Origin of the sequence: Actinoplanes sp. URMC 104, assembly GCF_051386375.1 — a bacterium.
In the GTDB taxonomy this organism is placed as follows: Bacteria; Actinomycetota; Actinomycetes; order Mycobacteriales; family Micromonosporaceae; genus Actinoplanes.
Genome location: NZ_JBPQTO010000004.1, coordinates 705,456 through 729,052 on the forward strand (window position 1 = coordinate 705,456; position 23,597 = coordinate 729,052).

General features: G+C 72.4%; 20 protein-coding genes. 14 read left to right on the plus strand and 6 right to left on the minus strand.

The features are described 5' to 3' along the window. Positions 1-37 precede the first annotated feature (37 nt). Both ACSNN8_RS17185 and ACSNN8_RS17190 read left to right on the plus strand, forming a co-directional pair. A complete protein-coding gene (locus tag ACSNN8_RS17185) occupies positions 38-1,729 on the plus strand; it encodes an ABC transporter ATP-binding protein (RefSeq protein WP_436650198.1) in 1,692 nt (563 codons plus the stop codon). After that, complete coding sequence (locus ACSNN8_RS17190; RefSeq protein ID WP_436650199.1) at positions 1,726-3,519, plus strand: ABC transporter ATP-binding protein; 1,794 nt, start codon at positions 1,726-1,728, stop codon at positions 3,517-3,519. The genes ACSNN8_RS17185 and ACSNN8_RS17190 overlap by 4 nt, the downstream gene beginning before the upstream one ends. Before the next feature lie 488 nt (positions 3,520-4,007). On the opposite strand, the gene ACSNN8_RS17195 is transcribed toward ACSNN8_RS17190, so the two are convergent. From ACSNN8_RS17195 to groES, 3 genes are all read right to left on the minus strand, one after another. Continuing rightward, complete coding sequence (locus ACSNN8_RS17195; RefSeq protein WP_436650200.1) at positions 4,008-4,304, minus strand: DUF1707 SHOCT-like domain-containing protein; 297 nt, start codon at positions 4,302-4,304, stop codon at positions 4,008-4,010. 120 nt (positions 4,305-4,424) lie between these two features. After that, positions 4,425-6,074 carry a chaperonin GroEL gene (groL, locus tag ACSNN8_RS17200; RefSeq protein WP_436650201.1) on the minus strand — a complete coding sequence of 550 codons (1,650 nt, stop codon included), beginning with the start codon at positions 6,072-6,074 and terminating at the stop codon, positions 4,425-4,427. Positions 6,075-6,146: 72 nt separating this feature from the next. Then, positions 6,147-6,461: a co-chaperone GroES gene (gene groES / locus ACSNN8_RS17205; RefSeq protein ID WP_082771855.1), complete on the minus strand. Its 315-nt coding sequence runs from the start codon at positions 6,459-6,461 to the stop codon at positions 6,147-6,149. A 228-nt stretch (positions 6,462-6,689) separates the two neighbouring features. On the opposite strand from groES, the gene ACSNN8_RS17210 reads away from it, so the two are divergent. The 6 genes from ACSNN8_RS17210 to ACSNN8_RS17235 all read left to right on the plus strand — a co-directional run bounded on the left by ACSNN8_RS17210 (position 6,690) and on the right by ACSNN8_RS17235 (position 13,440). Then, the gene (locus ACSNN8_RS17210; RefSeq protein ID WP_436650202.1) at positions 6,690-7,976 is read left to right on the plus strand and encodes a class I SAM-dependent methyltransferase; all 1,287 of its coding nucleotides are present in this window, start codon (positions 6,690-6,692) and stop codon (positions 7,974-7,976) included. Positions 7,977-7,997: 21 nt separating this feature from the next. After that, on the plus strand, positions 7,998-8,483 hold the full coding sequence (gene ybaK / locus ACSNN8_RS17215) for a Cys-tRNA(Pro) deacylase (protein WP_436650203.1): 486 nt from the start codon (positions 7,998-8,000) through the stop codon (positions 8,481-8,483). A gap of 396 nt (positions 8,484-8,879) precedes the next feature. Next, positions 8,880-9,992 (plus strand): sugar ABC transporter substrate-binding protein, encoded by a 1,113-nt coding sequence (locus ACSNN8_RS17220; protein ID WP_436650204.1) that lies wholly within the window; start codon positions 8,880-8,882, stop codon positions 9,990-9,992. Between the two features lie 163 nt (positions 9,993-10,155). Beyond that, positions 10,156-10,971, plus strand: a complete 816-nt coding sequence (locus ACSNN8_RS17225; RefSeq protein WP_436650205.1) for an ATP-binding cassette domain-containing protein — start codon at positions 10,156-10,158, stop codon at positions 10,969-10,971. Continuing rightward, positions 10,968-12,224, plus strand: a complete 1,257-nt coding sequence (locus ACSNN8_RS17230) for a sugar ABC transporter permease (RefSeq protein ID WP_436650206.1) — start codon at positions 10,968-10,970, stop codon at positions 12,222-12,224. Before ACSNN8_RS17225 ends, ACSNN8_RS17230 begins: the two co-directional genes overlap by 4 nt. Positions 12,225-12,258: 34 nt before the next feature. Further along, entirely contained in the window at positions 12,259-13,440 is a 1,182-nt protein-coding gene (locus tag ACSNN8_RS17235) for an ROK family protein (RefSeq protein WP_436650207.1), read from the plus strand. 84 nt (positions 13,441-13,524) lie between these two features. Here ACSNN8_RS17235 and ACSNN8_RS17240 read toward each other — a convergent pair whose 3' ends face one another. Further along, the gene (locus ACSNN8_RS17240; protein WP_436650208.1) at positions 13,525-13,872 is read right to left on the minus strand and encodes a hypothetical protein; all 348 of its coding nucleotides are present in this window, start codon (positions 13,870-13,872) and stop codon (positions 13,525-13,527) included. Positions 13,873-14,491: 619 nt separating this feature from the next. On the opposite strand from ACSNN8_RS17240, the gene ACSNN8_RS17245 reads away from it, so the two are divergent. The 4 genes from ACSNN8_RS17245 (at position 14,492) to ACSNN8_RS17260 (ending at position 19,787) form a co-directional block, all read left to right on the plus strand. After that, positions 14,492-16,024 (plus strand): insulinase family protein, encoded by a 1,533-nt coding sequence (locus ACSNN8_RS17245; RefSeq protein WP_436650209.1) that lies wholly within the window; start codon positions 14,492-14,494, stop codon positions 16,022-16,024. A 70-nt stretch (positions 16,025-16,094) separates the two neighbouring features. Beyond that, positions 16,095-16,619 (plus strand): PH domain-containing protein, encoded by a 525-nt coding sequence (locus tag ACSNN8_RS17250; protein ID WP_436650210.1) that lies wholly within the window; start codon positions 16,095-16,097, stop codon positions 16,617-16,619. Next, complete coding sequence (locus tag ACSNN8_RS17255; protein ID WP_436650211.1) at positions 16,616-18,094, plus strand: PH domain-containing protein; 1,479 nt, start codon at positions 16,616-16,618, stop codon at positions 18,092-18,094. Before ACSNN8_RS17250 ends, ACSNN8_RS17255 begins: the two co-directional genes overlap by 4 nt. Positions 18,095-18,146: 52 nt before the next feature. Further along, positions 18,147-19,787: a molybdopterin-dependent oxidoreductase gene (locus ACSNN8_RS17260; RefSeq protein ID WP_436650212.1), complete on the plus strand. Its 1,641-nt coding sequence runs from the start codon at positions 18,147-18,149 to the stop codon at positions 19,785-19,787. A 163-nt stretch (positions 19,788-19,950) separates the two neighbouring features. On the opposite strand, the gene ACSNN8_RS17265 is transcribed toward ACSNN8_RS17260, so the two are convergent. After that, complete coding sequence (locus ACSNN8_RS17265) at positions 19,951-20,340, minus strand: WhiB family transcriptional regulator (protein ID WP_436650213.1); 390 nt, start codon at positions 20,338-20,340, stop codon at positions 19,951-19,953. Between the two features lie 231 nt (positions 20,341-20,571). Here ACSNN8_RS17265 and ACSNN8_RS17270 point away from each other — a divergent pair, with 231 nt between their 5' ends. After that, positions 20,572-21,423: a response regulator transcription factor gene (locus ACSNN8_RS17270; RefSeq protein ID WP_436650214.1), complete on the plus strand. Its 852-nt coding sequence runs from the start codon at positions 20,572-20,574 to the stop codon at positions 21,421-21,423. A gap of 153 nt (positions 21,424-21,576) precedes the next feature. Here ACSNN8_RS17270 and ACSNN8_RS17275 read toward each other — a convergent pair whose 3' ends face one another. Continuing rightward, positions 21,577-21,978 carry a DUF5319 domain-containing protein gene (locus ACSNN8_RS17275; RefSeq protein ID WP_436650215.1) on the minus strand — a complete coding sequence of 134 codons (402 nt, stop codon included), beginning with the start codon at positions 21,976-21,978 and terminating at the stop codon, positions 21,577-21,579. A gap of 123 nt (positions 21,979-22,101) precedes the next feature. Between ACSNN8_RS17275 and guaB the strand changes: the two genes are divergently transcribed. Beyond that, on the plus strand, positions 22,102-23,589 hold the full coding sequence (guaB, locus tag ACSNN8_RS17280) for an IMP dehydrogenase (protein WP_436650216.1): 1,488 nt from the start codon (positions 22,102-22,104) through the stop codon (positions 23,587-23,589). Positions 23,590-23,597: the final 8 nt, after the last annotated feature.

Genomic DNA, 23,597 nt, shown 5'->3' on the forward strand with positions numbered 1-23,597 from the left:
CGAAGTGTCGTACCCCGCCCGTAACGTCGGGTCTGCGATGAAGAAGCTCCCCGATCCCGACCCCGGCACCCCCGACAACCGATCCGCCACCGCCTATCTGCGGTGGCTCGTCCGGCGCTCCTGGCGATCCGTGTACGCGGCCATCGCGCTCGCCGTCCTCTGGATGCTCTGCCAGGCGTTCGTCCCCGCGATCGTCGGCAAGGCGATCGACGCCGCCACCGGCGGCGACCGCGGCGGCCTGCTCACCTGGAGCCTGGTGCTGCTCGCCGCCGGCGCCGGCCAGGCCGCCTTCGGGATCGGCCGGCACCGGTTCGCGGTGGTCAACTTCCTGGGCGGCATGTTCACCACGGTCCAGGTCACGGTCCGCCACGCCGGGCGGCTCGGCTCGGCGCTGTCCCGCCGCCTCGACACCGGCGAGGTCGTCGCGATCGGCACGTCCGACATCCGCCAGATCGGTTCGGCGATCGACATCACCGCGCGCGGCACCGGCTCGCTGCTCGCCGTGGTCACGGTGACCGTCATCCTGCTCGTCACCTCGGTGCCGCTGGGTCTCGTGGTGGTGCTCGGCGTGCCGCTGCTGATGGCGGTCGTGGGCCTGCTGATCCGCCCGCTGCACCGCCGGCAGCAGGCCTCCCGCGAGCAGCAGGGCCTGCTCACCGGCCGCGCCGCCGACCTGGTGGGCGGCCTGCGGGTGCTGCGCGGCATCGGCGGCGAGGCGGTGATGGGCGAGCGCTACCGGGCCGAGTCGCAGCTGCTGCGGGCGGCCGGGGTGCGTACGGCCCGGGTCGAGTCGCTCCTCGAGGCGGCCCAGGTGCTGCTGCCGGGCATCTTCCTGGTGCTGGTCACCTGGCTGGGCGCCCGCTTCGCGCTCGACGGCCGCATCACCGTCGGGCAGCTGGTCTCCTTCTATGCGTACGCGGCCTTCCTCGTCACGCCGTTGCGCCAGCTCACCGAGGCGATCGACAAGCTGACCCGCGGCCACGTCTCGGCCCGCCGCGTCGTGGCGATGCTGCGGACGCGGACCGACCTGCCCGACCCCGCGGAGCCGGCGCCGGCCGAGCGGTTCGCGGGCGAGCTCGCCGACCCCGCGTCCGGCGTCACCGTCCGGCCCGGTGAGATCACCGCGATCGTCGCCACCGTGCCCGCCGAGGCCGCCACGATCGCCGACCGGCTGGGCCGCTACGCCGACGGCGCCACGATCGGCGGCCTGCCGCTGAGCTCGTTCCCGCTGTCCACGGTCCGCGAGCGCATCCTGGTCGCCGACAACGACGCGCGCCTGTTCACCGGTCCGATGCGCGCGGATCTCGACCCGACCGGCAGCGGCCGGTGGCCCGCGGCGCTGCATACGGCCGCCGCGACCGACATCGTCGAGGCGCTGCCCGACGGGCTCGACAGCGAGGTCGCCGAGCGCGGCCGCACGTTCTCGGGCGGCCAGCAGCAACGTCTGCGGCTGGCGCGGGCCCTGGTCGCGGACCCCGACACGCTGATCCTGATCGAGCCGACCAGCGCCGTCGACGCGCACACCGAGGCGCGCATCGCCGACCGGCTGATCACCGCCCGTGCGGGTCGCACCACGGTGCTCTGCACGTCGAGCCCGCTGGCTCTCGACCGTACCGATCGGGTGTTGTTCGTGGAGCACGGCCGGGTGGTGGCCGAGGGCACCCATCACGAGCTGCTGGCGAGCGAGCCGAGCTATGCCCGCACCGTCCTGCGCGAGGAGGAGCAGTGAACAACCTGCTGCCGGTTGCCGATTCCGCGCAGGTGCGGCGCTACGCCCGCGACCTGTTCCGCCGCTATCCACGCGCGCTGGGCACCACGGTCGGGCTGCACGTGCTGGCCGCCGTCGCCGGGCTGGTCGGGCCGCGGCTGCTGGGCGATCTGGTCGAGGCCATCCGGCACGGCGAGGGCGTCGGCGTGGTCGACCGGCTGGCCGCGGCCATCGCGGCGTTCGTCGTGCTGCAGGCGGTGCTGGTCCGGTTCGCCTACCTGGCCTCCGCGCGGCTCGGCGAGCAGGTGCTGGCCCGGTTGCGCGAGGAGTTCGTTGATCGGGTGCTCGCGCTGCCGCTGTCCACGGTGGAGCGCGCGGGCTCGGGTGACCTGCTGACGCGGACGACGCGGGACGTCGACGCGCTGTCACGCTGCGTGCGGCTCGCGGTGCCCGAGACCGCGATCGCGCTGATCACCGTGGTGCTGGTGGTCGGCGCGCTGGTCCTCACCGGGCCGCTGCTCGCGCTGCCGATGCTGGTCGCCGTGCCGATCATCGTGGTCAGCACGAGGTGGTACCTGCGCCGAGCCCCCGACGGCTACCTCCGTCAGAACGCGGTGTACTCGACCGTGACCGACGGGCTGGCCGAGACGGTCGAGGGCGCGCGCACGGTCGACGCGCTGCGCCGCCGGCCGCAACGCATCGAGCGCTCCGACGCCGACCTGAGCAGGTCGTGGGTCGCCGAGAGATACACCCTGTTCCTGCGTACGGTGTGGTTCCCGGCCATCGAGGTCAGCTACGTGCTGCCGGTGGTGGCGACGCTGCTCGTCGGCGGATGGTTCTATCTGCACGGCACGGTGTCGCTCGGGCAGCTGACCGCCGCGGTGATCTACGTGCAGCTGCTGATCGATCCGCTCGACCGGATGCTCGGCTGGCTCGACGAGGTGCAGGTGGGCGCCGCGTCGCTGGCCCGGCTGCTGGGCGTGGCGGCAGAACCGGGTGAGGAGCAGGCGGGTTCCGACGCGCGACCGGACGGCGCCCGCATCGAGGTGCGCGACGTCCGGTTCTCCTACGTCGCCGGTCGCGAGGTGCTGCACGGCATCGACCTGACGCTCGAACCGGGGGAGCGGCTCGCCGTGGTCGGCCCGTCGGGTGCGGGCAAGTCGACGCTCGGGCGGCTGCTCGCCGGGGTTCACGAGCCGACCGGTGGCACGATCACCGTGGGCGGGGTGCCGCTGCACGACCTGTCCCTCGATCGGCTGCGCACCGAGGTGGCGCTGGTGACGCAGGAGCATCACGTCTTTATCGGTACGGTGCGCGACAACATCGCGATGGTCCGGCCCGGCGCGGGCGACGACCAGGTGCGGGCGGCGCTGGCGGCGGTTCATGCGCTGGAGTGGGCGTCCGCGCTGCCCGACGGCCTCGAAACGGTCGTCGGGTCGGGTGGGCATCCGCTGACGGCTGCTCAGGCGCAGCAGCTGGCGCTGGCCCGGCTGGTGCTGGCCGACCCGCACACGCTGGTGCTCGACGAGGCGACGTCGCTGCTCGACCCGCGGGCGGCGCGCGACCTGGAACGTTCGCTGGCCGCTGTGCTGCGAGGGCGTACGGTCGTGGCGATCGCGCACCGGCTCTTCTCGGCCCACGACGCCGACCGCGTCGCGGTGGTCGAGGACGGCCGCATCACCGAGCTGGGCTCCCACGACGAGCTGGTCGCCGCCGACGGCCCTTACGCGGCTTTGTGGCGCTCCTGGCATGGCGAGCGACCCCTCGACCCGTCCGACGAGGGCGCTTCCCGGGCGGCGGCTGCCCGCTGACGGGTGGACCGGAGGAGAGGGGAGGGTGCCGACGCGGTGGCGCGAGGCGAATGCCGGTTCGGCGCGCGGAAGAGCCGGTGCGGGGGCGTGGGAGAGCCGCCATGCGGGCTCGCGAGGAACGCGGCGCGGGCGCGCCCGAGAGTTGCGGCGCGGACGCGGGGGAAAAGAGGCGGCCGCGGCGAACGGCGTGGTGCGGGGCGGGCGAACGGCGCGGAGCGGGTGAACGGCGCCGGGCAAGCGAACGGCGCGGCGCGGGCGAACGGCGCAGAGCATGCGAACTGCGAATGGCGCGGTGAGGCGAACGGCGCGGTGAGGCGAACGGCGCGGTGAGGCGAACGGCGCGGTGAGGCGAACGGCGCGGTGAGGCGAACGGCGCGGTGAGGCGAACGGCGCGGTGAGGCGAACGGCGCGGCGAGGCGAACGGCGTGGCGAGGCGAACGGCGTGGCGAGGCGAACGGCGTGGCGCGGCGAGGCGAACGGCGCGGGGGTCAGGCGCGCATCAGGGCGATGAAGACGCCGAGCAGAACGAGCGTGGCGGCGGCGACGGCGAAGAGGATGAGCAGGTCGCGGCTGGGTTCTTCGGCCGAGGCCGCCGCGGCGGCGGCCGCGGGCGCGTCGGCGGGCAGGTCGTGCACGACGGCGGCCAGCTCGTCGAGGGTGCGGGCGCCGTGGGCGACCTTGGCGCGCTCGGCGAACTCGTCCAGGGTGAGGCGGCCCGCGCCGGCGTGCCGTTCGAGCGCGGCCACCGTGCGCTCGCGGTCCTCGTCGGATGCCCGGATGTCCACGGCGGCACTCTACCGCCGCGGCGCGACCGCCGGCGCGTGCCGGAGGTCGCGGGGTTGGGGGAAGGCGACGAAAAAGGCGCGTCCCGCAGCGGGACGCGCCTTTTCGGTGAAGCCGATGGATCAGAAGCCGGGGCCGTGCTGGTGGCCGTGGCCACCGTGGCTGTGGCCGTGACCGCCGGCAGCGGCGGGCTCCGGCTCGGCCGGCTTGTCGACCACGAGGCTCTCCGTGGTCAGCAGCAGACCGGCGATCGACACGGCGTTGGAGACCGCGTTGCGGGTCACCTTGACCGGGTCGATGATGCCGGCGGCCGCCAGGTCGACGTACTCGTCGGTGGCCGCGTTGAGGCCGTGGCCCCAGCCCAGCTCGGCGACCTTGCCCACCACGACGTAGCCGTCGTGGCCGGCGTTCTGCGCGATCCAGCGCAGCGGCTCCACCAGCGCCTTGCGGACGATGGAGACGCCGATCGCCTCCTCGCCGGTGAGGCCGAGACCGCCGTCGAGCTCCGTGGCCACCTGGGCGAGGGCGGCGCCGCCGCCGGGGACGGTGCCCTCCTCGACCGCGGCCTTGGTCGCCGCGATGGCGTCCTCGATGCGGTGCTTGCGCTCCTTCATCTCGACCTCGGTCGCGGCGCCGACCTTGATCACCGCGATGCCGCCGGAGAGCTTCGCCAGCCGCTCCTGCAGCTTCTCGCGGTCCCAGTCGGAGTCGGAGGCCTCGATCTCCTTGCGGATCTGGGAGACCCGGTCGGTGACGTCGGCGGACTTGCCGCCACCGTCGACGATCGTGGTGTTCTCCTTGTCGACCACGACGCGCCGGGCGGTGCCCAGCATGTCGAGGGTGACCTGGTCGAGCTTGTAGCCGAGCTCGGGGGCGATGAGCTCGCCGCCGGTGGCGATCGCCAGGTCCTGCAGCATCGCCTTGCGCCGGTCGCCGAAGCCGGGCGCCTTGACGGCGGCCACCTTCAGCGTCTTGCGGATCGCGTTGACCACCAGCGTGGACAGGGCCTGACCCTCGACGTCCTCCGCGATGATCAGCAGCGGCTTGCCGGACTGGAGCACCTTCTCCAGCAGCGGCAGCATCTCCTCGATGCTGGAGATCTTCTGGGTGGTGATCAGGATGTGCGCGTCCTCGAGGACGGCCTCCTGCGACTCGGCGTCGGTCACGAAGTTCGGGGAGATGAAGCCCTTGTCGAACTGCAGACCCTCGGTGACGTCGAGCTCGGTCGACAGGGTCGAGCCCTCCTCGACGGTGATGACACCGTCGCGGCCGACGCGGTCCATCGCCTCGGCGATGAGCTCGCCGATGGTGGAGTCCTGCGCCGAGATGGTGGCCACGTTCGCGATCGCCTTGTGGTCGGCGACCTCGACGGCCTTCGCCAGCAGCGCCTTGGAGACGGTCTCGGCGGCCTGGTCCATGCCGCGCTTGAGGCCGATCGGGTTGGCGCCCGCGGTCACGTTGCGCAGACCCTCACGCACCAGGGCCTGAGCGAGCACGGTCGCAGTGGTGGTCCCGTCGCCGGCGACGTCGTTGGTCTTGGTCGCCACCTCCTTGACCAGCTGCGCGCCGAGGTTCTCGTACGGGTCGGTGAGCTCGATCTCCTTGGCGATGGTGACGCCGTCGTTGGTGATCGTGGGCGCGCCGAACTTCTTGTCCAGCACGACGTTGCGGCCGCGCGGCCCGAGGGTGACCTTGACCGTGTCGGCGAGCGAGTTGACGCCGTGCTCGAGCAGGTGGCGGGCGTCGTCCGAGAAGCTGAGAATCTTCGCCATTGTTCAATAGCCCTTCACGCACCACCGCCCTGACCCGTCGCGCGGGCCAGGGCGGTAAGCACTGTCAGTAGGTCACTTCTCGATGACCGCGAGGACGTCGCGGGCGGAGAGCACCAGGTACTCCTCGCCGGCGTACTTGACCTCGGTGCCGCCGTACTTCGAGTACAGGACCGTCTCGCCGACCTTGACGTCAACCGGGATGCGGTTGCCCTTGTCGTCGATGCGGCCGGGGCCGACAGCGAGGACGGTGCCCTCCTGCGGCTTCTCCTTGGCGGTGTCGGGGATCACGATGCCCGACGCCGTGGTCGTCTCAGCCTCGTTCGCCTGGACCACGATGCGGTCCTCGAGCGGCTTGATCGCAACCTTGGTCGCGGTAGTCACGGGCATACCCTCCTGGGTATCAGGTTCCGCCGGTCAAGTGTTGGCCGGTCTTGATGCCTCATGCCACCGGGCGGGGCCGTCGTCGCGGGTGCCGGTCCGCCTGGTGCCTAACCACGCGCCCGGATGGCCGCGTGGCTGGCACCCTCATGTTGAGAGTGCTAATCGGAGATTAGGCCGGAACTAGCACTCCGTCAACCAGAGTGCCAATGATGTCGTGCGGGAGAGAATGCCTGCGTGACTGCGGACTTGAGGACCCCCGAAGGCATCGAGGCGCTGGCGGCGGCGGGCGAGGTGGCGGGCCTGGATCCGCTCGCCGCGGCCTCGGCTCTGCGGTCCCGCGGCGTCCCCGGCGACCTCGCCGCGGCGGCGCTGACGCAGGTCGATCTGAGGCGCCGCGCGGCCTCGAAGTTCGGTCCCGACGCCGCGTCGATGTTCTTCACGCGCGCCGGCCTCGAGCAGGCGACCCGGCGGGTGGTGGCCGACCGGCGGGCGGCCCGGCTCGCCGCCGCGGGCGTCCGCACGCTGGCCGACCTCGGGTGCGGTCTCGGCTCCGACGCGCTGGCGGCGGCGCGGGCGGGCATCACGGTCCACGCCGTCGACGCCGATCCCGTCACCGCCGCGACTGCCGCCGCCAACGTCGAAGCGCTCGGCCTCGCGGACCGGATCACGGTCGAGTGCGCGGACGCCACCTCCGTACGGGTGGAGGCGTTCGACGCGGTCTTCGCCGACCCCGCGCGGCGCCGGGCGGGCCGCGGCCGGGTCTTCGACCCCCGGTCGTACTCGCCGCCCTGGGACTTCATCGCCGGGCTGGCCGAGCGGGTGCCGCGCACCGTGCTCAAGCTGGCGCCCGGGATCGACCACGCGCTGCTGCCGCCCGGCGCCGAGGGGGAGTGGGTGAGCGTCGGCGGCGACCTGGTGGAGGCCGCCTTCTGGTGCGGGCCGCTGGCGGAGGCGCCACGCCGCGCGACGCTGCTGCCCGCGGAACAGCGACGCCCGCCCGCGGAAGGAAGAACGGACGGGCGTGCAGGGAGGCGAGCGGACGAGCGCGGCGAGGCCGGGGTGGACAGGCGAACGGATGGGAGCGGGGAGACCCGGGCGGACGGGGCGGGGGAGTGGCAGTTGACCGGGAGCGGCGCGCGGGTGGCGCCGGTGGGCGGCGTGGGGGCGTACCTCTGTGACCCGGATCCGGCCGTCGTGCGGTCGCACCTCGTGGCGGAGTTCGCCGAGACCGTGAACGGCCGGCTCGCCGACCCGGAGATCGCGTACGTCTACACGGACGAGCCGGCGGTCACCCCGTACGCCCGCTGTTTGGAGATCACCGACGTGCTGCCGTTCTCGCTCAAGCGGCTGCGGGCGCTGCTGCGGGAGCGCGGCGTGGGCCGTCTGGAGATCCGCAAGCGCGGCTCCGCCCTGGAACCGGACCAGCTGCGCCGCGACCTCCGACTGGCCGGCCCGGCGGCGGCGTCGCTGGTGCTCACGCGGGTGGCGGGCGCGCCGACCGTGATCCTCTGCCGCGCGTAGCGGCGGAGTAGCCTGCGCGCCATGGCGAAGAAGGCCGCCGCCGGCACGCCGGCCACCGCGCTGCTCACCGCGCAGAAGGTCGAGCACACCCTGCATCCGTACGACGTCTCGCCGGACGCGCCCAACTACGGCGCGCTGGTGGCCGAGGCGCTGGGCATCGGGCCGGAACGGGTCTTCAAGACGCTGATCGCGGACGTCGACGGGTCGCTCGTGGTGGGGGTGGTTCCGGTGACCGGCGATCTGGACCTCAAGGCGCTCGCGCACGCCGCGGGGGGCAAACGGGCAAACCTCGCCGACCGCGCCGCCGCGGAGCGCAGCAGCGGATACGTGCGTGGTGGGATCAGCCCGCTCGGGCAGCGCAAGAGGTTGCCCACGGTGATCGACGACTCCGCCCTGGGCCTCGACCGGATGTACGTCTCGGCCGGTCGGCGCGGCCTGCAGGTGGGCCTCGCGCCGGCGGATCTGGTGCGTCTCACCGGGGCGACCACGGCAGCAATCCGGACATAGAGGTCGAAACCACCGGGCTCGGCGGCGACCGTTACGACAACGTTACGCCCCGAGAGGATCTTTCTCCCGAGAACGGTCCAGATCGGGCACGGACCTGACTTAGCGTCACATGGTGAGTCACGCCCGCGATCGATCGGAGTCGAGCGACGCGCCTTCACCAGGGTCTTTCTGCTCCTACCACCTCCGTGTTGCCGGATTGTTATGCCCGGTTACGAGATCGCCCGCCGACACCGCTTGTGTAACCGGGCGCAACCGGAATACGTTGCCGGACACAACAAACTAGCTCCTGATCACTCTGTGCACTTGATCACTGAAGCGTCTCGGGGAGCGACACTCCCGCAGCGCACACTCTCGAATCCGATCGAAGGCCCGGATTTACCCGAAAGGACACAAGGAATGCGTAAGGGACTGTTCGCCCTTGCCGCGGTCGGCCTGCTGGCCACCGGCAGCATGGCCGCATGTGGCGACGACAGCGGCAGCGACTCCGGCAGCGGCAGCAGCGGCGGTGGCTCCGCGGCCGCCGGCAAGGTTGGCGTCATCCTGCCGGACACCAAGAGCTCGCAGCGGTGGGGCACCGACGACCCGAAGTTTCTGAAGGCGGCGTTCGACGAGGCCGGCGTTCAGGTCGACATCCAGAACGCGCAGGGCGACAAGAACCAGTTCCAGACCATCGCCGACGGCATGATCTCGAGCGGCGTCAAGGTTCTCATGATCGTCAACCTCGACTCCGGCACCGGTAAGGCCGTCCTCGAGAAGGCCAAGAAGGCCGGTATCGCGACGATCGACTACGACCGTCTCACGCTCAGCGGCGGCGCGGACTACTACGTGTCGTTCGACAACGTCAAGGTCGGCGAGCTGCAGGGTGAGGGCCTGATCAACTGCCTCACCGAGAAGAAGTACACCAAGCCGGTCGTCGCCGAGCTCAACGGCGCCCCGACCGACAACAACGCCACGCTGTTCAAGCAGGGCTACGACTCGAAGCTCAAGCCGAAGTACGACGACGGCACCTTCACCAAGGGCCCGGACCAGAGCGTTCCGGACTGGGACAACGCGCAGGCCGGCACGATCTTCGAGCAGATGCTGACCGGCAACAAGAACATCAAGGGTGTTCTCGCCGCGAACGACGGCCTCGGCAACGCGGCCATCCAGGTGCTGAAGAAGAACAAGCTCAACGGCCAGGTCCCGGTCACCGGCCAGGACGCCACCGTTCAGGGCCTGCAGAACATCCTCGCCGGCGACCAGTGCATGACGGTCTACAAGGCGATCAAGAAGGAGGCCGACGCGGCCTCGAAGCTGGCGATCGCGCTGGCCAAGAACGAGAAGCCGACCACGGCCACCGGCACCACCAAGGACCCGGAGTCGGGCAAGGACGTTCCCTCGGTCCTGCTGGACCCGCAGTCCATCACCAAGGAGAACGTCAAGGACGTCATCGCCGACGGCTTCGTCACCAAGGACGCCGTCTGCACCGCTGACTTCGCGAAGTTCTGCACCGAAGCGGGCATCAGCTGAAAAACCCTCAACTGATGGCGGGCTAGTCCCGAACTGACGACGGCGTCGCTCACCCCCCGGTCACCGGGGGTGTGGGCGGCGCCGGAGTTGGGTTTCCCCCCACCCTGCCGCCCTGGCTCTGCCACGGGCGGCAAACCCGGTCACTTAGCGAAGGAGAACCACCGTGGCCGCGACACCCCTCTTGGAACTCAGCGGGATCAACAAAGCATTCGGTCCCGTCCAGGTTCTGCACGACGTTGCCCTCAGCGTCTACCCCGGCGAGGTCACCGCCCTCGTCGGCGACAACGGCGCCGGCAAGTCGACGCTCGTCAAGTGCATCAGCGGCATCTATCAGATCGACTCGGGCACGGTGACCTTCGAAGGCAACCCGGTGGCGATCCACGGCCCCAGCGACGCCTCGGGGCTCGGCATCGAGGTCGTCTACCAGGACCTCGCGCTGTGCGACAACCTCGATGTCGTTCAGAACATGTTCCTCGGCCGTGAGAAGAAGCGCGGCATCGTCCTGGACGAGCCGACCATGGAGCAGATGGCCGGCGACGCCCTCGCCAGTCTCTCGGTGCGCACCCTGAAGTCGCTGCGGCAGCTGGTCGCCAGCCTCTCCGGTGGGCAGCGACAGACCGTGGCGATCGCCAAGGCCGTGCTGTGGAACTCGAAGATCGTGATCCTCGACGAGCCGACCGCCGCCCTCGGCGTGGCGCAGACCGCCCAGGTGCTCGAGCTCGTCCGGCGTCTCGCCGACAACGGCCTCGGCGTCGTGCTGATCTCGCACAACATGAACGACGTGTTCGCGGTCTCGGACCGGATCGCGACGCTGTACCTCGGCCGGATGGCGGCTCAGGTCAAGACCACCGACGTGACCCACTCCCAGGTGGTGGAGCTCATCACCGGCGGCCGCAGCGGCAACATCGGCCTGCCTCCCGAGAAGCCGGCTGACTTCGGCGGGGACGTCGTCGACATCACGCCGGGAGGCGACAAGTGACCACCACCACGACTACCACGGCCGGCGGCGTCAAGGTCGTCAAGCCGACCGTCGGCAGCTACATCAACGACTACTGGAGCCGGGTCCGCGGCGGCGACCTCGGCGGTCTGCCGGCCATCCTCGGCCTCATCGTGCTGAGCCTGATCTTCGGCGTCGCCCGGGACACGTTCTTCAGCGGCCTCAACTTCGCGAACCTGTTCAACCAGGGCGCCATCTACGTCTTCATCGCGATGGGCCTGGTCTTCGTCCTGCTGCTGGGCGAGATCGACCTGTCCGCCGGTTACACCTCCGGCGTGTGTGGCGCGGTCGCCGCGATCCTGCTGACCAACCACGGCTGGGACTGGTACACCGCGATCCCGGTCTCGCTGGCCACCGGCCTCGTGATCGGCTTCGTGCTCGGCTTCCTGGTCGCCAAGATCGGCATCCCGTCGTTCGTCGTCACGCTGGCCGCGTTCCTGGGCTTCCAGGGCCTGCTGCTCGTGCTCCTCGGCGGCGGCACCAACATCTCGACCCGCAACGAGTTCTTCAACTCCCTCAACAACGACAACATGTCGGTCACGTGGAGCTGGATCCTCGCGGTCGTCGCGGTCGCGGGCTACGCCCTCGCGCAGTTCAACCAGGTCCGCAGCCGGGCCAAGCGCGGTCTGGTGACCGACCCGCTCGGCATCGTGCTCATGCGCATCGGCGGCCTCGCCGTGCTGATCTTCGTGGCCACCGCGATCCTGAGCCAGGAGCGCGCGATCAACCCGGCGATCAACTCGCTCAAGGGCGTTCCGATCGTCGTCCCGATCATCGGCTTCTTCCTGGTGCTCTGGACCTTCGTGCTCGGCCGCACCAGCTACGGCCGGCACATCTACGCCGTCGGTGGCAACACCGAGGCGGCCCGCCGCGCCGGCATCCCGGTCGACCGGATCCGCATCTCGGTCTTCGTGATCGGCTCGTTCATGGCCTCGATCGGCGGCATCATGGCCGTCAGCCGGGCCAGCTCGGTCGACCCGAACACCGGTGGCAGCAACATCCTGCTGTACTCGGTGGGCGCGGCCGTCATCGGCGGCACCAGCCTCTTCGGCGGCAAGGGCAAGGTCATCAACGCCGTCATCGGTGGCGCGGTCATCGCGGTCATCGACAACGGCATGGGCCTGATGGGCTTCAGCTCCGGCACCAAGTTCATCGTGACCGGTCTCATCCTGCTGGTCGCCGCGAGCGTCGACGCCCTGGCCCGGCGCAGAGCGGCCGCAACCGGCAACCGATGAGCGACATCCGCCTGGCTCCGGGGACGGCACGCTGATGCGAGCCGGCCCCAGCCAGGAGGAGGTGCGCCGGCACAATCTCGGGACGCTGCTGCGGTACGTACACGTGCACGGGGCGACGTCCCGGGCCGAACTCACCAGCCGGCTCGGCCTGAACCGCAGCACCATCGGGGCCCTGACCGCCGAGCTGACCACCGCAGGGCTGGTCAGCGAGGCGGCACCACGAGAGACCGGCCGGGCCGGGCGACCGTCGCTGGTCGTCCGGCCCGAGTCGTCCCGGGTGTACGCGTACGCGCTGAGCATCGAGGTGGACCGCCTGCGGGCGGCCCGGGTCGGGCTGGGCGGCCGCATCCTCGACCGCCGCGAGACCGACCGGCCGCGCGGCATGCAGGTGCTCGACGCGGTGCAGCCGCTGGCCGAGTTCGTCCGGGAGATGCGTGCCGGCGTGCCCGACGACGACACCCGCTACGTCGGCACCGGCGTGGCGGTGGCCGGGATGGTCCGCCGGGTGGACGGCATGGTCCGCCTGGCGCCCACGATCGGCTGGGTCGAGGAGCCCGTCGGGGCCGCGCTGCGGGCGTCCCTGGGCGACGTGGGCCGGCTGACGCTGGGCAACCACGCCGACGTCTCCGCGCTGGTCGAGCACAGCCGCGGCGCGGCCGCGGGCTGCGACAACGTCATCTACCTCTACGGCGACGTGGGGGTGGGTGCCGGCATCATCGCCGACGGGCGCCGGGTGGCCGGGCACGGCGGCTACGGCGGCGAGGTCGGCCACATGGTGGTCAACCCCTACGGCCGCGAGTGCAGCTGCGGCTCGCGCGGCTGCTGGGAGACCGAGATCGGCGAGTACGCCCTGCTCAAGCACGCCGGCCGGGAGTCGCAGAGCGGCCGTGAGGCCGTGCTGGGCGTCGTCGAGGCGGCGATGCGCGGCGACAGCCAGGCCCAGTTCGCCGTCCGCCAGGTGGGCGAGTGGCTCGGCTTCGGCGTCGGCAACCTGGTCAACATCTTCAACCCCGAGGCCGTCATCTTCGGCGGCACCCTCCGCGACGTCTACCTGGTGGCCGCCGCCCAGATCCGCAGCCGCCTCACCGCCATCGCGCTGCCCGCCTGCCGCGAGCACATCCGGCTGCGCACCCCGGAGCTCGGCAACGACGCGGCCCTGATCGGCGCGGCCGAGCTCGCCTTCGAGCACCTCCTCGAGGACCCGCTGCTCTCCTGACCCGTCCACCACCGCCGAGAAGCCGTTCCGCTCCCGCGGGACGGCTTCTTCGTGCGGGCCTCCGGACGGGGTATCCGGCGATGATCAAGTGCGTCTATGCTGCCCGCCGTGACCGAGCCCGACGCCGTCCTGTTCGATCCGGCGGACGCCTACCCCGAGGTCCGCGTGCTGCGGGAGCTGCTGGCCGCGCGCGACTTCGACGCTGCCCGCCGGCTGGCCGACGGGCTGCCGCCGGCCGGCCGCACGATGCTGTTGCGGGCGGCCGCCGAGGTGCAGGACGTCGAGGATCAGGTCCGCGAGGTGCTCGCCCGGAATCCGGCGGACGCGGCGGCCGCGGCGGTGCTGGGCTTCCGGTACATCGACATCGGGTGGAACATCCGCTCGACCGCCCGGGCCGACCAGGTGAGCGCCAAGCAGTTCGAGCTGTTCCACGACTGGCTGCGCAAGGCCGAGGTGGTGCTCCTCGACGCGACCGCCCGCCACCCGCGGGACCCGGCGCTCTGGACGGCCCGCACGCTGGCGGCGCGCGGCCTGGAGCTGGGCATCGCCGAGACGCGGCGCCGCTACGACAGGGCCGTGGCCGCCGACCCCCACCACCTGCCGGCGCAGATGCAGCTGCTGCAGTCGCTGTGCCCCAAGTGGGGTGGCACCTGGGAGGGCCTGCACTCGTGGGCGCGGGAGGCGATGCTGGCCGCGCCGCCGGGCTCGGCCCAGGGCGTCCTGGTCGCGGAGGCCCACGTCGAGCACACCCTGGACCTGCCCGCGGGCACCAGCACCGCGTACCTGAACGGCGGGCCCGTCCGCACGGAGCTCTACGAGGCCGCCGAGCGGTCCGTGCTGCACCCGGGCTTCGGCCGCGACCACGGCTGGGTCCAGGCCGCGAGCACGTTCGCGATGGTCTTCAGCCTGATCCGCGACCGGCGTGCCGCGGCCGCGATGTTCACCATGCTCGGCGACCTGGCCACCGAGTACCCGTGGGCGTACCTGGGCGACGACCCCGCCGAGCAGGTCCGCAACCGGCGGCGCCGGGCGCTGGCCGCGGAGGAGCCCGATGATCGAGCAGATCGAGGTCGACGGCGTGCCGGCGCTGGTCGCACCCGCATCCGGGCCGGCGCACGCCGGGATCGCCTTCCGGGTCGGGTTCGCCGACGAGCCACTGGCCCGGCGCGGCGTCACGCACCTGGTCGAGCACCTCGCGCTGTTCTCGACCGGTGGCGCGGACTACCACTACAACGGCGCCACGGGCGTCGAGCACACGTTCTTCCACATGCAGGGCTCCGAGGACGAGCTGGCGGCCTTCCTCACGGGGGTCTGCGCCTCGCTGCGCGACCTGCCCCTGCAGCGGCTCGCCGTCGAGAAGGACCTGCTGCGCGCCGAGGCGAACGGACGCAACCCGGCTGCGGCCGGTCCGATGGCGCTGTGGCGGCACGGTGCCCGCGACCACGGCATGCCCAGCTATCCGGAGTGGGGCCTGCCGGCGATCACCGCCGACGACCTGCAGGCCTGGGTGCGGCGCTACTTCACCAGGGAGAACGCCGTGCTCTGGGTGGCCGGCGACGGCGTGCCGGCGGGTCTGCGGCTCGACCTGCCGTCCGGCGTACGCCGCGACCCGCCCGCGATGTCGTCCGCCCTGCCGGCGACGCCTGCCTGGTTCGGCGGCTCGTCCGGGATGCTGGTGTGGGACGCCCTGGTGCCGCGCGCCGCGCGCTCGTCGGTGTTCGCCGGGGTGCTCGAGCGGGCGATGTTCCGCGAGCTGCGGCAGGAGGGCGGGCTGTCGTACGCCGCCCACACCGGCTACGAACCGCTCGGAGCGGACCGCGCGCTGGTGACCGCGGTCGCGGACACGCTGCCCGGCAAGCAGAACGCCGTGCTCGGCGGGTTCGTCGACGTGCTCGCCGCGCTGCGGGTGGGCCGGGTCGAGGAGACCGACGTGGCCGCGGTCGTGAAGAAGCAGGCCGAGGCGCTGCGGCAGGCCGACGAGCAGGGCACGCGGCTGCCGGGACAGGCGCTGGGCCTGCTGGCCGGCCGCCCGGTGCGCGAGGCCGGCGAGGCGGTCGCGGAGGTGCGGGCCGTCGGCGTCGCCGAGGTCGCGCAGGTGGCGGCCGAGGCCTGGGACGCCGGTCTGCTGATGACCCCGCAGACCCGCGGCGACTGGGTCGGCTTCACGGCCGCACCCGTCCGCTCCGAGCAGGCCGTGTCCGGTTCCGCGTACCGGTCGCTGGAGACCCCGGGCGAGCGGCTGATCGTCGGGCCCGAGGGCGTCAGCGTCGTCGCCGGCGACAACTGCGCGACCGTACGCTTCGACGCCTGCGCCATCGTGCGGGCCTGGCCGGACGGCGCGCGCCAGCTCGTCGGCGCCGACGGCATCGCGGTGCTGGTCGAGCCCACGCTGTTCACCGGCGGGGCGGCCGCCGTGGGACGGATCGACGCCGGCGTGCCGGCCGCCGTACGGGTCGACGAGCCCGCCCGCGACCCCGAGGACGTCCCGCAGCCGGCGCCGGCCCCGTCGCGTGGGTCGCAGGTGCGCCGCGGCTCCGCGATCGGTGGACTGCTGGCCCGCGCGCGGCGGGCCGTTCGTCGCTGACGCCGCCTATGGACGACGGCGAATCTGTGGAAACGTAGTCGTCCACGGGCGGACGACGGCGGGGGACGACATGTCCGGAGGAGCAGATCCTGCGGGAGCAGCAGCGAGCGGCACCCGGCTGCGGCCGCCGCGGCATCCCGTCGACCGCCGCGCCGTCGGCTGGTGGACGACCGACCTGCTGTTGCTGTTCGCCGCGCCGGTGGTGGTGCTGCTCGTGCTGGGCCTGCTGATCCGGCCCGCGCGGTTCTGGCTGCTGACGCCCGCCCTCGTCGTCGCGGTGATCGGGCTGGTGGCGGCGGTGGCGCTGCCCCGCTGGTGGTTCCGCGTGCACCGGTGGGAGGTCACCGGCACGGCCGTCTACACCCGTACGGGCCGGTTCTGGCAGGAGTGGCGGGTGGCGCCGCTGTCGCGCATCCAGACCGTGGACACCCGTCGCGGCCCGATCGAGCAGCGGTTCGGCCTGGCCACGGTGGTCGTGACGACGGCGTCGGCCAAGGGTGCGGTGACCCTGCCCGGCCTCGCGCACGCGCTGGCCGAGGACCTCGCCGAGCAGCTCACCGCCGCCACGCAGGCCGTGCCCGGTGATGCCACGTGAGCGAGCAGTGGCGCCGGCTCGATCGGCGGGCCGTGCCGGTGGCGGCGCTGTTCATGCTCGGGGTCGCGGTGCTGGCCGGCGTCCCGACCGCGATCGGGCTGTCGGAGATCTCCACCGCGGTCGCGCTGGGCTGGGTGCTGCCCGGCTCGGTGCTGGTGGTGGCGGCCGGCACGGTCGCCGAGTGGCTGCGGCTGCGCTTCAGCCGCTACCGCGTCGGCCCCGACCGGGTCGAGCTGCACACCGGCGTGCTGATCCGCACCCGTCGCTCGCTGCAGCGCGACCGAATCCGTGCGGTCGACGTCACCGCCAACCCGCTGCTGCGGGTGTTCGGGCTGGTCTCGGTGCGGATCGGCACGGGGGAGCACGCCGACGAGGGGACCGTGCGGCTGACCCCGGTCACCCGTGCCACCGGCGAGGAGCTGCGCCGGACGCTGCTGGACCGCCCCGCGGGCACGGTCACCGAGGGCACGCTCGCCGTGCTCGACCCGCGCTGGATCCGCTACGCGCCGGTGTCGTTCGTCGCGCCCCTGCTGGGCGTCTCCGCGATCGGCGGCGCGCTCAACGTCGCGGACTGGTTCGGCCGGGCCGGCGGGCTGGTCGACTGGGCGATCGACCGGCTCGGCGGGCTGGGCCTGATCGGCGCCCTCGCCGTGCTGCTCGGACTGGCGCTCGTGGTGGGCGTCCTGGGCGCGCTCGGGCTGTGGGTGGAGATGTGGTGGGGCTACCGGCTCGACCGCGAGCCGGGCGGCACGCTGCGGGTGCGCCGGGGGCTGCTGACCACCCGGTCGATCTCGGTGGAGGAGGACCGCGTGCGCGGCGCCGAGCTCGTCGAGCCGCTGGGGACGCGGCTGGCCGGAGCGGCACGGGTCGACGTGCTGACCACCGGCATGGCGACCGGCGCCGAGCGGAACAAGACCCAGCACGGCACGCTGGTGCCGCCCGCGCCCCGGGCACTGGCCCAGCGGGTTGCCGCCGGCGTGCTGCGCGAGCCGGTCGCGCCGACCGAGGCCGTGCGCCTGTCGCCGCACCCGGTCGCCGCCCGCGGGCGACGCCTGCGCTGGGCTCTGGCCGGCGTGCTCGCGGGCGAGCTGCCGCTGATCGTGCTCGGCGTGCTGTTCACCGATGTGCTGCTGCACGTCTCGTCGATTGCGGCGGTGATCGCCGTGCCGGTGGCCGTGGCCCTAGCCCTGGACGCGTACCGCAGCCTCGGCCACGGCCTGCACGGCGCCTATCTGGTCGCGCGCAGCGGCTCGGTGCGCCGCTCGACCGTGGCGCTGCAACGCCACGGGATCATCGGCTGGACGGTGCGGCAGTCGGTGTTCCAGCGCCGGGCCGGGCTGGCCACCGTCCGGGCGACCACGGCGGCGGGCTCGGGCGCCTACGCCATCCGGGACGTGGCCACGGGCGCCGGCATCGACGTGGCCGACGCCGCGGTTCCCGGGCTGCTCGCTCCCTTCGTCGAACGCCGAACGTGATGTTGCGGACGGGACCGTCGCCGGAGCGGGCCGCGCGGAGCAGGATGAAGACGTGAAGCTTTCGGTTCGGGCCGGTCTCGCCGGGGTGGCGGCCGCCGCGGTCGCGGTGGGAGCGGCCGAGGTGGTGGCCGTGCTGACCGGGCCGCTGTCGGCGCCGCTGGTGGCGGTGGGCTCGGTCGTGGTCGACAACGTGCCCGCCGCGGTCAAGGACTTCGGCGTACGGGTCTTCGGCGTGCACGACAAGACGGCGCTGATCGTGGGCACCGCCGTGTTGCTGGCGGCCTACGCGTACGGGTTGGGGGTGCTCGCGCTGCGGTCTTGGCGGGCCGCCCTGGCAGGGATCGGGCTGTTCGCCGCCGTCGGCGTGGCTGCGGCGATGACGCGGCACGACGCGGGCGTCTTCGCCTGGCTGCCGACCGTGGCGGGCGCGGGGCTGGCCGTCTGGGTGCTGCGGCTGCTGCTCGAGCGAGCCGGCGCGGGAACGGCGGCGCCCGATCAGGCGGCTGCGCAGCGGGCCGGCACGGGAACGGTGGTGCCCGCCGAGGCGGCTGCCCAGCAGGGCGGCACGGCTACGGGGGCGCCGGCTTCCGTGCTGCTGCGGAGCGGGCCGCGGGCCGGCCGGGACGCGTACACCGAAGGTCGTCGCGGTTTTCTCAAGGGGCTGGGCGTCGCGTTCGGCGCGGCGGTGGCCTCGGGGTTCGCGGGGCGGTGGCTGACGTCGCGGCAGGCGGTGACGGCGGCGCGCGCGGACGTGGTGTTGCCGGTCGCGCGGCAGACGGCGCCGCCCGTGCCGGCCGGGGTGCAGGTGCCGGGCGTGACCCCGTACGTGTCGCCCGTCAAGGACTTCTACCGCATCGACACGGCGCTCATCCCGCCGCAGGTCGACCCGTCGACGTGGCAGCTGCGGATCCACGGCATGGTGCGCAACCCGATCACGATCACGTGGGAGCAGCTGCTGCGGCGGCCCATGATCGAGCGGTACGTGACGCTGGCGTGCGTGTCCAACGAGGTCGGCGGCGACCTGATCGGCAACGCGCTGTGGCTGGGGACGCCGATCCGCGAGCTGATCGAGGAGGCGGGCCCGCTGCCGGGCGCCGACCAGGTGGTGCAGCGGTCGGTGGACGGGTGGACGTGCGGGAGCCCCACGTCGGTGCTGCTGGACGGGCGCGACGCGCTGCTGGCGGTCGGGATGAACGGCGAGCCGCTGCCGATCGAGCACGGCTTCCCCGTCCGCATGGTGGTGCCCGGGCTCTACGGCTACGTCAGCGCGTGCAAGTGGATCACCGAGATCGAGCTGAGCCGGTTCTCGGACTTCGACGCGTACTGGGTGCCGCGCGGCTGGTCGCAGCAGGCCCCGATCAAGACGGAGTCGCGGATCGACACCCCGCGGGACGGGTCGCGGCGGGCGCCGGGCACCGTGGTGGTCGGCGGGGTGGCATGGGCGCAGCACCGCGGGATCGCCAGGGTCGAGGTGCAGGTCGACGACGGGCCCTGGGCGGAGGCTACGCTCGCCGCCACGGTGTCGAGCGACACGTGGCGGCAGTGGAGCTACGCGTGGCAGGCGACCGAGGGCGAGCACCGGCTCCGGGTACGGGCGACCGACGGCACCGGGGCCACACAGACGAGCACTCCGGCTGCGCCCGCGCCCGACGGGGCGAGCGGCTGGCACGCCGTCCGCGTCGACATTCGTTGAGTGCCATTGGTTGAAGGCCGCACCAGGCGTCCGTCGTTGGTGTCCAAGTCGCTCATACGGTGGCTTGCATGTCCACCGATGCGGTTGATGAAGAGCCGTCGAACAACGCGAACCGGCCCCCGAACGGGGACCGGATCGTCATGGTGATGCCGCGCGTCAGGCGTCAGGCGGCGGGCGCCTGCCGCTGCGCCGGCACGGCCGACTTGTGGGGCCGGCCGAGCCGGGCCTCGAGGCGAGCAAGGTCGACACGTCCGTGATGACGGTCGGCGAGGTCCTCCCAGCCGACCGCGAGCAGCCGCAGCCGCTCCGTTTCGCTGAAGCCTCCCCAGACCCCGTACGGCTCGCGTACCGCAAGAGCGTGGGCGGCGCACTCGGCTCGCACCGGGCAAGCGGCGCACATGGTCTTGGCCTTGGCCTCCCGGCGGTTGCGGGACGAACCGCGCTCACCGTCCGGGTGGAAGAACTGCGCGCTGTCCCGGCCCCGGCACAGGCCGAGGCGCTGCCAGTCCCACAGGTCAGCGATAGGCCCGGGCAGTCTGCGAACGTTCGACATAAAACCCTCCTCCCGCGCGGCACCGCGGAGTGTCGTTCCTGAGGGCCCTTGCTCAGGCCTGCCGCGGTCTTACCCCTGAGATCCCGGCCTCACACGCACGACATCGATGTCTTCTTCACGCCGCATGACATCGAGCAACGAAGCCATACCGACCTTTCCCTTTTTTTCCATCTAAAGCGCGTAATGCTGCGGCCCTCGCGTGATCTCCTCTGAGAGAGAAGGAGGATCACTGTGCGTACCGTCCTCGTGTGCGTCCGTACCCCGCTGGCGGCCCAGACCGTCGCGTCCACCGCGGCCCGGCTCGGCATGACCGGCGTCGTCCGGACCGCGGTCAGCGAGACCGAGGCCATGATCCGCCTGGCTGAACGGCCGGCTGAAGTGGTTCTGGCTGACACCGCCGTGACCCGTCCCGACAGCGTCGGTTTCACCCGTCGCGTCCTTGCCCGTGCGCCGCAGGCGCAGCTGGTGCTCTTCGGCGCCGAAGACCCCCGGGTCGCCGCGGCAGCCGTCGCCGCCGGCGCCCGCGGCGTCATCCGCGGCGTCGAGCACGACCTAGTCAGCGTCGTCGCCAAGGCGCTGCTCCTGCTGCTGCTCCCGGTGCGCCCGCAGGGCATGCCGATCAACGGCGCCAACGCCCAGCCGGCCACCGTCGCCGGCGGGGCCCGCAACAACAACTCGACCGCCGCGCGTGGCACGTATCAGAACGGCCTCGGCATGGGCTCGCCCAACGCGGCCGCCGTGCCGGCCGTGCTGGGCCCCAACGCGCCGATGGTGCCGGCCCAGCGTGGCGACGCCCCGATCGACCCGGCGACCGGCCGCCCGATGGTGGCCTGGCCGGGCAACGAGACCCAGGTCGGGGTCGCCGACCCGGCGCCCGCGGGCCGGCGGCTCACGCTCACCGAGCGGGAGCTGCAGGTGCTGCGGGGGATGGCCGACGGCAAGAGCAACGCCGAGATCGGGCGGGAGCTGTTCGTCTCGGAGGACACCGTCAAGACGCACGCCCGGCGGCTGTTCCGCAAGCTGGGCGCCCGGGACCGCGCACACGCGGTCGCAGCCGGCTTCCGAGCCGGTCTAGTGGCCTAACTGCCCTGCCCGGCGATCGCCGCCGGTGAGTTGGCAGTCGGTTTTTCGACGCCCGCGGGGTTTGCGGGTGGCGGAAAATCGCCTGTCAACTCACCGGTTACAAGGCGATCGCCCGCGGAGCGAAGCGGAGCCGGTCGGCTCAGCCCCGGCCTTTTACTCCTTCTCGTCCTCGTTGCCCTCGGTCAGCGTGTCGTGCACGCCGTCGGCGTAGCCGCGCGCGTACTCCCACGTGACGTAGTGGTCGGGATCCGGGTCGTACGCCGGCTCGTGCACCCGGGGACGCCCGCTGCTGAGCAGGTGCTGCAGGTTGCCCCGCAGCAGGTCCCAGTCGAAGTAGTGCGGCTCGTGGCAGTCCTCGCACTCGATCACCAGGCCGCGGATGCCGGTCGGGCTCAGCAGCGCCTGATAGATCTCCAGGTCGGAGAGGTCCTCGAGGACGTCCTGCCGTTCGGCGTCGGTCAGCGGCTCGGCCTCGACGTCCTCGCTGAGGTCGTCGAGCCCGGCGGCCGGGTCGGCGGGGTCGCCGTTGAACGGGTCGATCGGCTCTTCTTGCACCCCCTTACCGTACTCACCCCGGGCGGATGTGTGCTGGCCCGCACGTGCTCCTCCGTCGTGCGAGGCGCCGCAGTCCGGATGGGTACCATGAACCATCCGTCTTCCAGCTTGTAGGGATGCTCCGTGGATACTGACTCGGCCCGTACGGTTCCGCTCGGTCTGACCTTCGACGACGTGCTCCTCCAGCCCGGAGAGTCCGACATCGTCCCCAGCCGGGTCAACACGAACACACGGCTCACCCGCAACATCGGCCTGACGATCCCGCTGCTGTCCGCGGCGATGGACACCGTCACCGAGGCGCGCATGGCGATCGCGATGGCCCGCGAGGGCGGCATCGGCGTGCTCCACCGCAACCTCTCGCCCGAGGACCAGGCCGCCCAGGTCGACCTCGTCAAGCGCTCCGAGTCCGGCATGATCACCAACCCGGTCACGTGCAGCCCCGACGAGACCCTGCGCGAGGTCGACCAGCTCTGCGGGCGCTACCGCATCTCGGGCGTGCCGGTCACCGACGCCGACGGCACCCTGGTCGGCATCGTGACCAACCGCGACATGCGTTTCGTCACCGACGAGAACGCCAAGGTCCGCGACGTCATGACCAAGATGCCGCTGATCACCGCGCCGGTCGGCGTGACCAAGGACGAGGCGCTGCGCCTGCTGCAGCAGCACAAGGTCGAAAAGCTGCCGCTCATCGACGACAGCGGCCGGCTGCGCGGGCTCATCACGGTCAAGGACTTCACCAAGAGCGAGCAGTTCCCCAACGCGACCAAGGACGACCAGGGCCGGCTGCGGGTCGCCGCGGCGGTCGGGGTCGGCGACGAGTCCTACAAGCGCGCCCGCGGCCTCATCGACGCGGGCGTCGACGTGATCATCGTGGACACCTCGCACGGCCACCAGCGCCAGGTGCTCGACATGATCGCCCGGCTCAAGCGCGACACCTCCACCGACATCGTGGGCGGCAACGTGGCGACCTACGCGGGCGCCAAGGCGATGGCCGAGGCCGGCGCCGACGCGGTCAAGGTGGGCGTGGGCCCCGGCGCCATCTGCACCACCCGCATCGTGGCCGGCGTGGGCGTCCCGCAGATCACCGCCGTGATGGAGGCCCAGCGTGCCTGCGCCCCGTTCGGCGTTCCGGTGATCGCGGACGGCGGCATTCAATACAGCGGCGACATCGCCAAGGCGATCGTGGCCGGCGCCGAGACCGTCATGCTGGGCGGCCTGCTGGCGGGCTCCGAGGAGAGCCCCGGCGACCTCATCTTCGTCAACGGCAAGCAGTACAAGTCCTACCGGGGCATGGGGTCGCTGGGCGCCATGCAGTCGCGCGGGCAGGCCAAGTCGTACTCGAAGGACCGCTACTTCCAGCACGACGTGCCCGAGGAGAAGCTGGTCCCCGAGGGCGTCGAGGGCCAGGTGCCCTACCGCGGCCCGCTCTCGCGCGTGGTGGCCCAGCTCGTCGGCGGCGTGCGGCTCGCGATGGGCTACGCGGGCGCCGAGACGATCCCCGACTTGCAGCAGCGTGGTCAGCTCATCAGGATTACCGCCGCGGGCCTCAAGGAAAGCCACCCGCACGACATCCAGATGACCGTCGAGGCCCCGAACTACCACTCCCGCTAATAGGACGA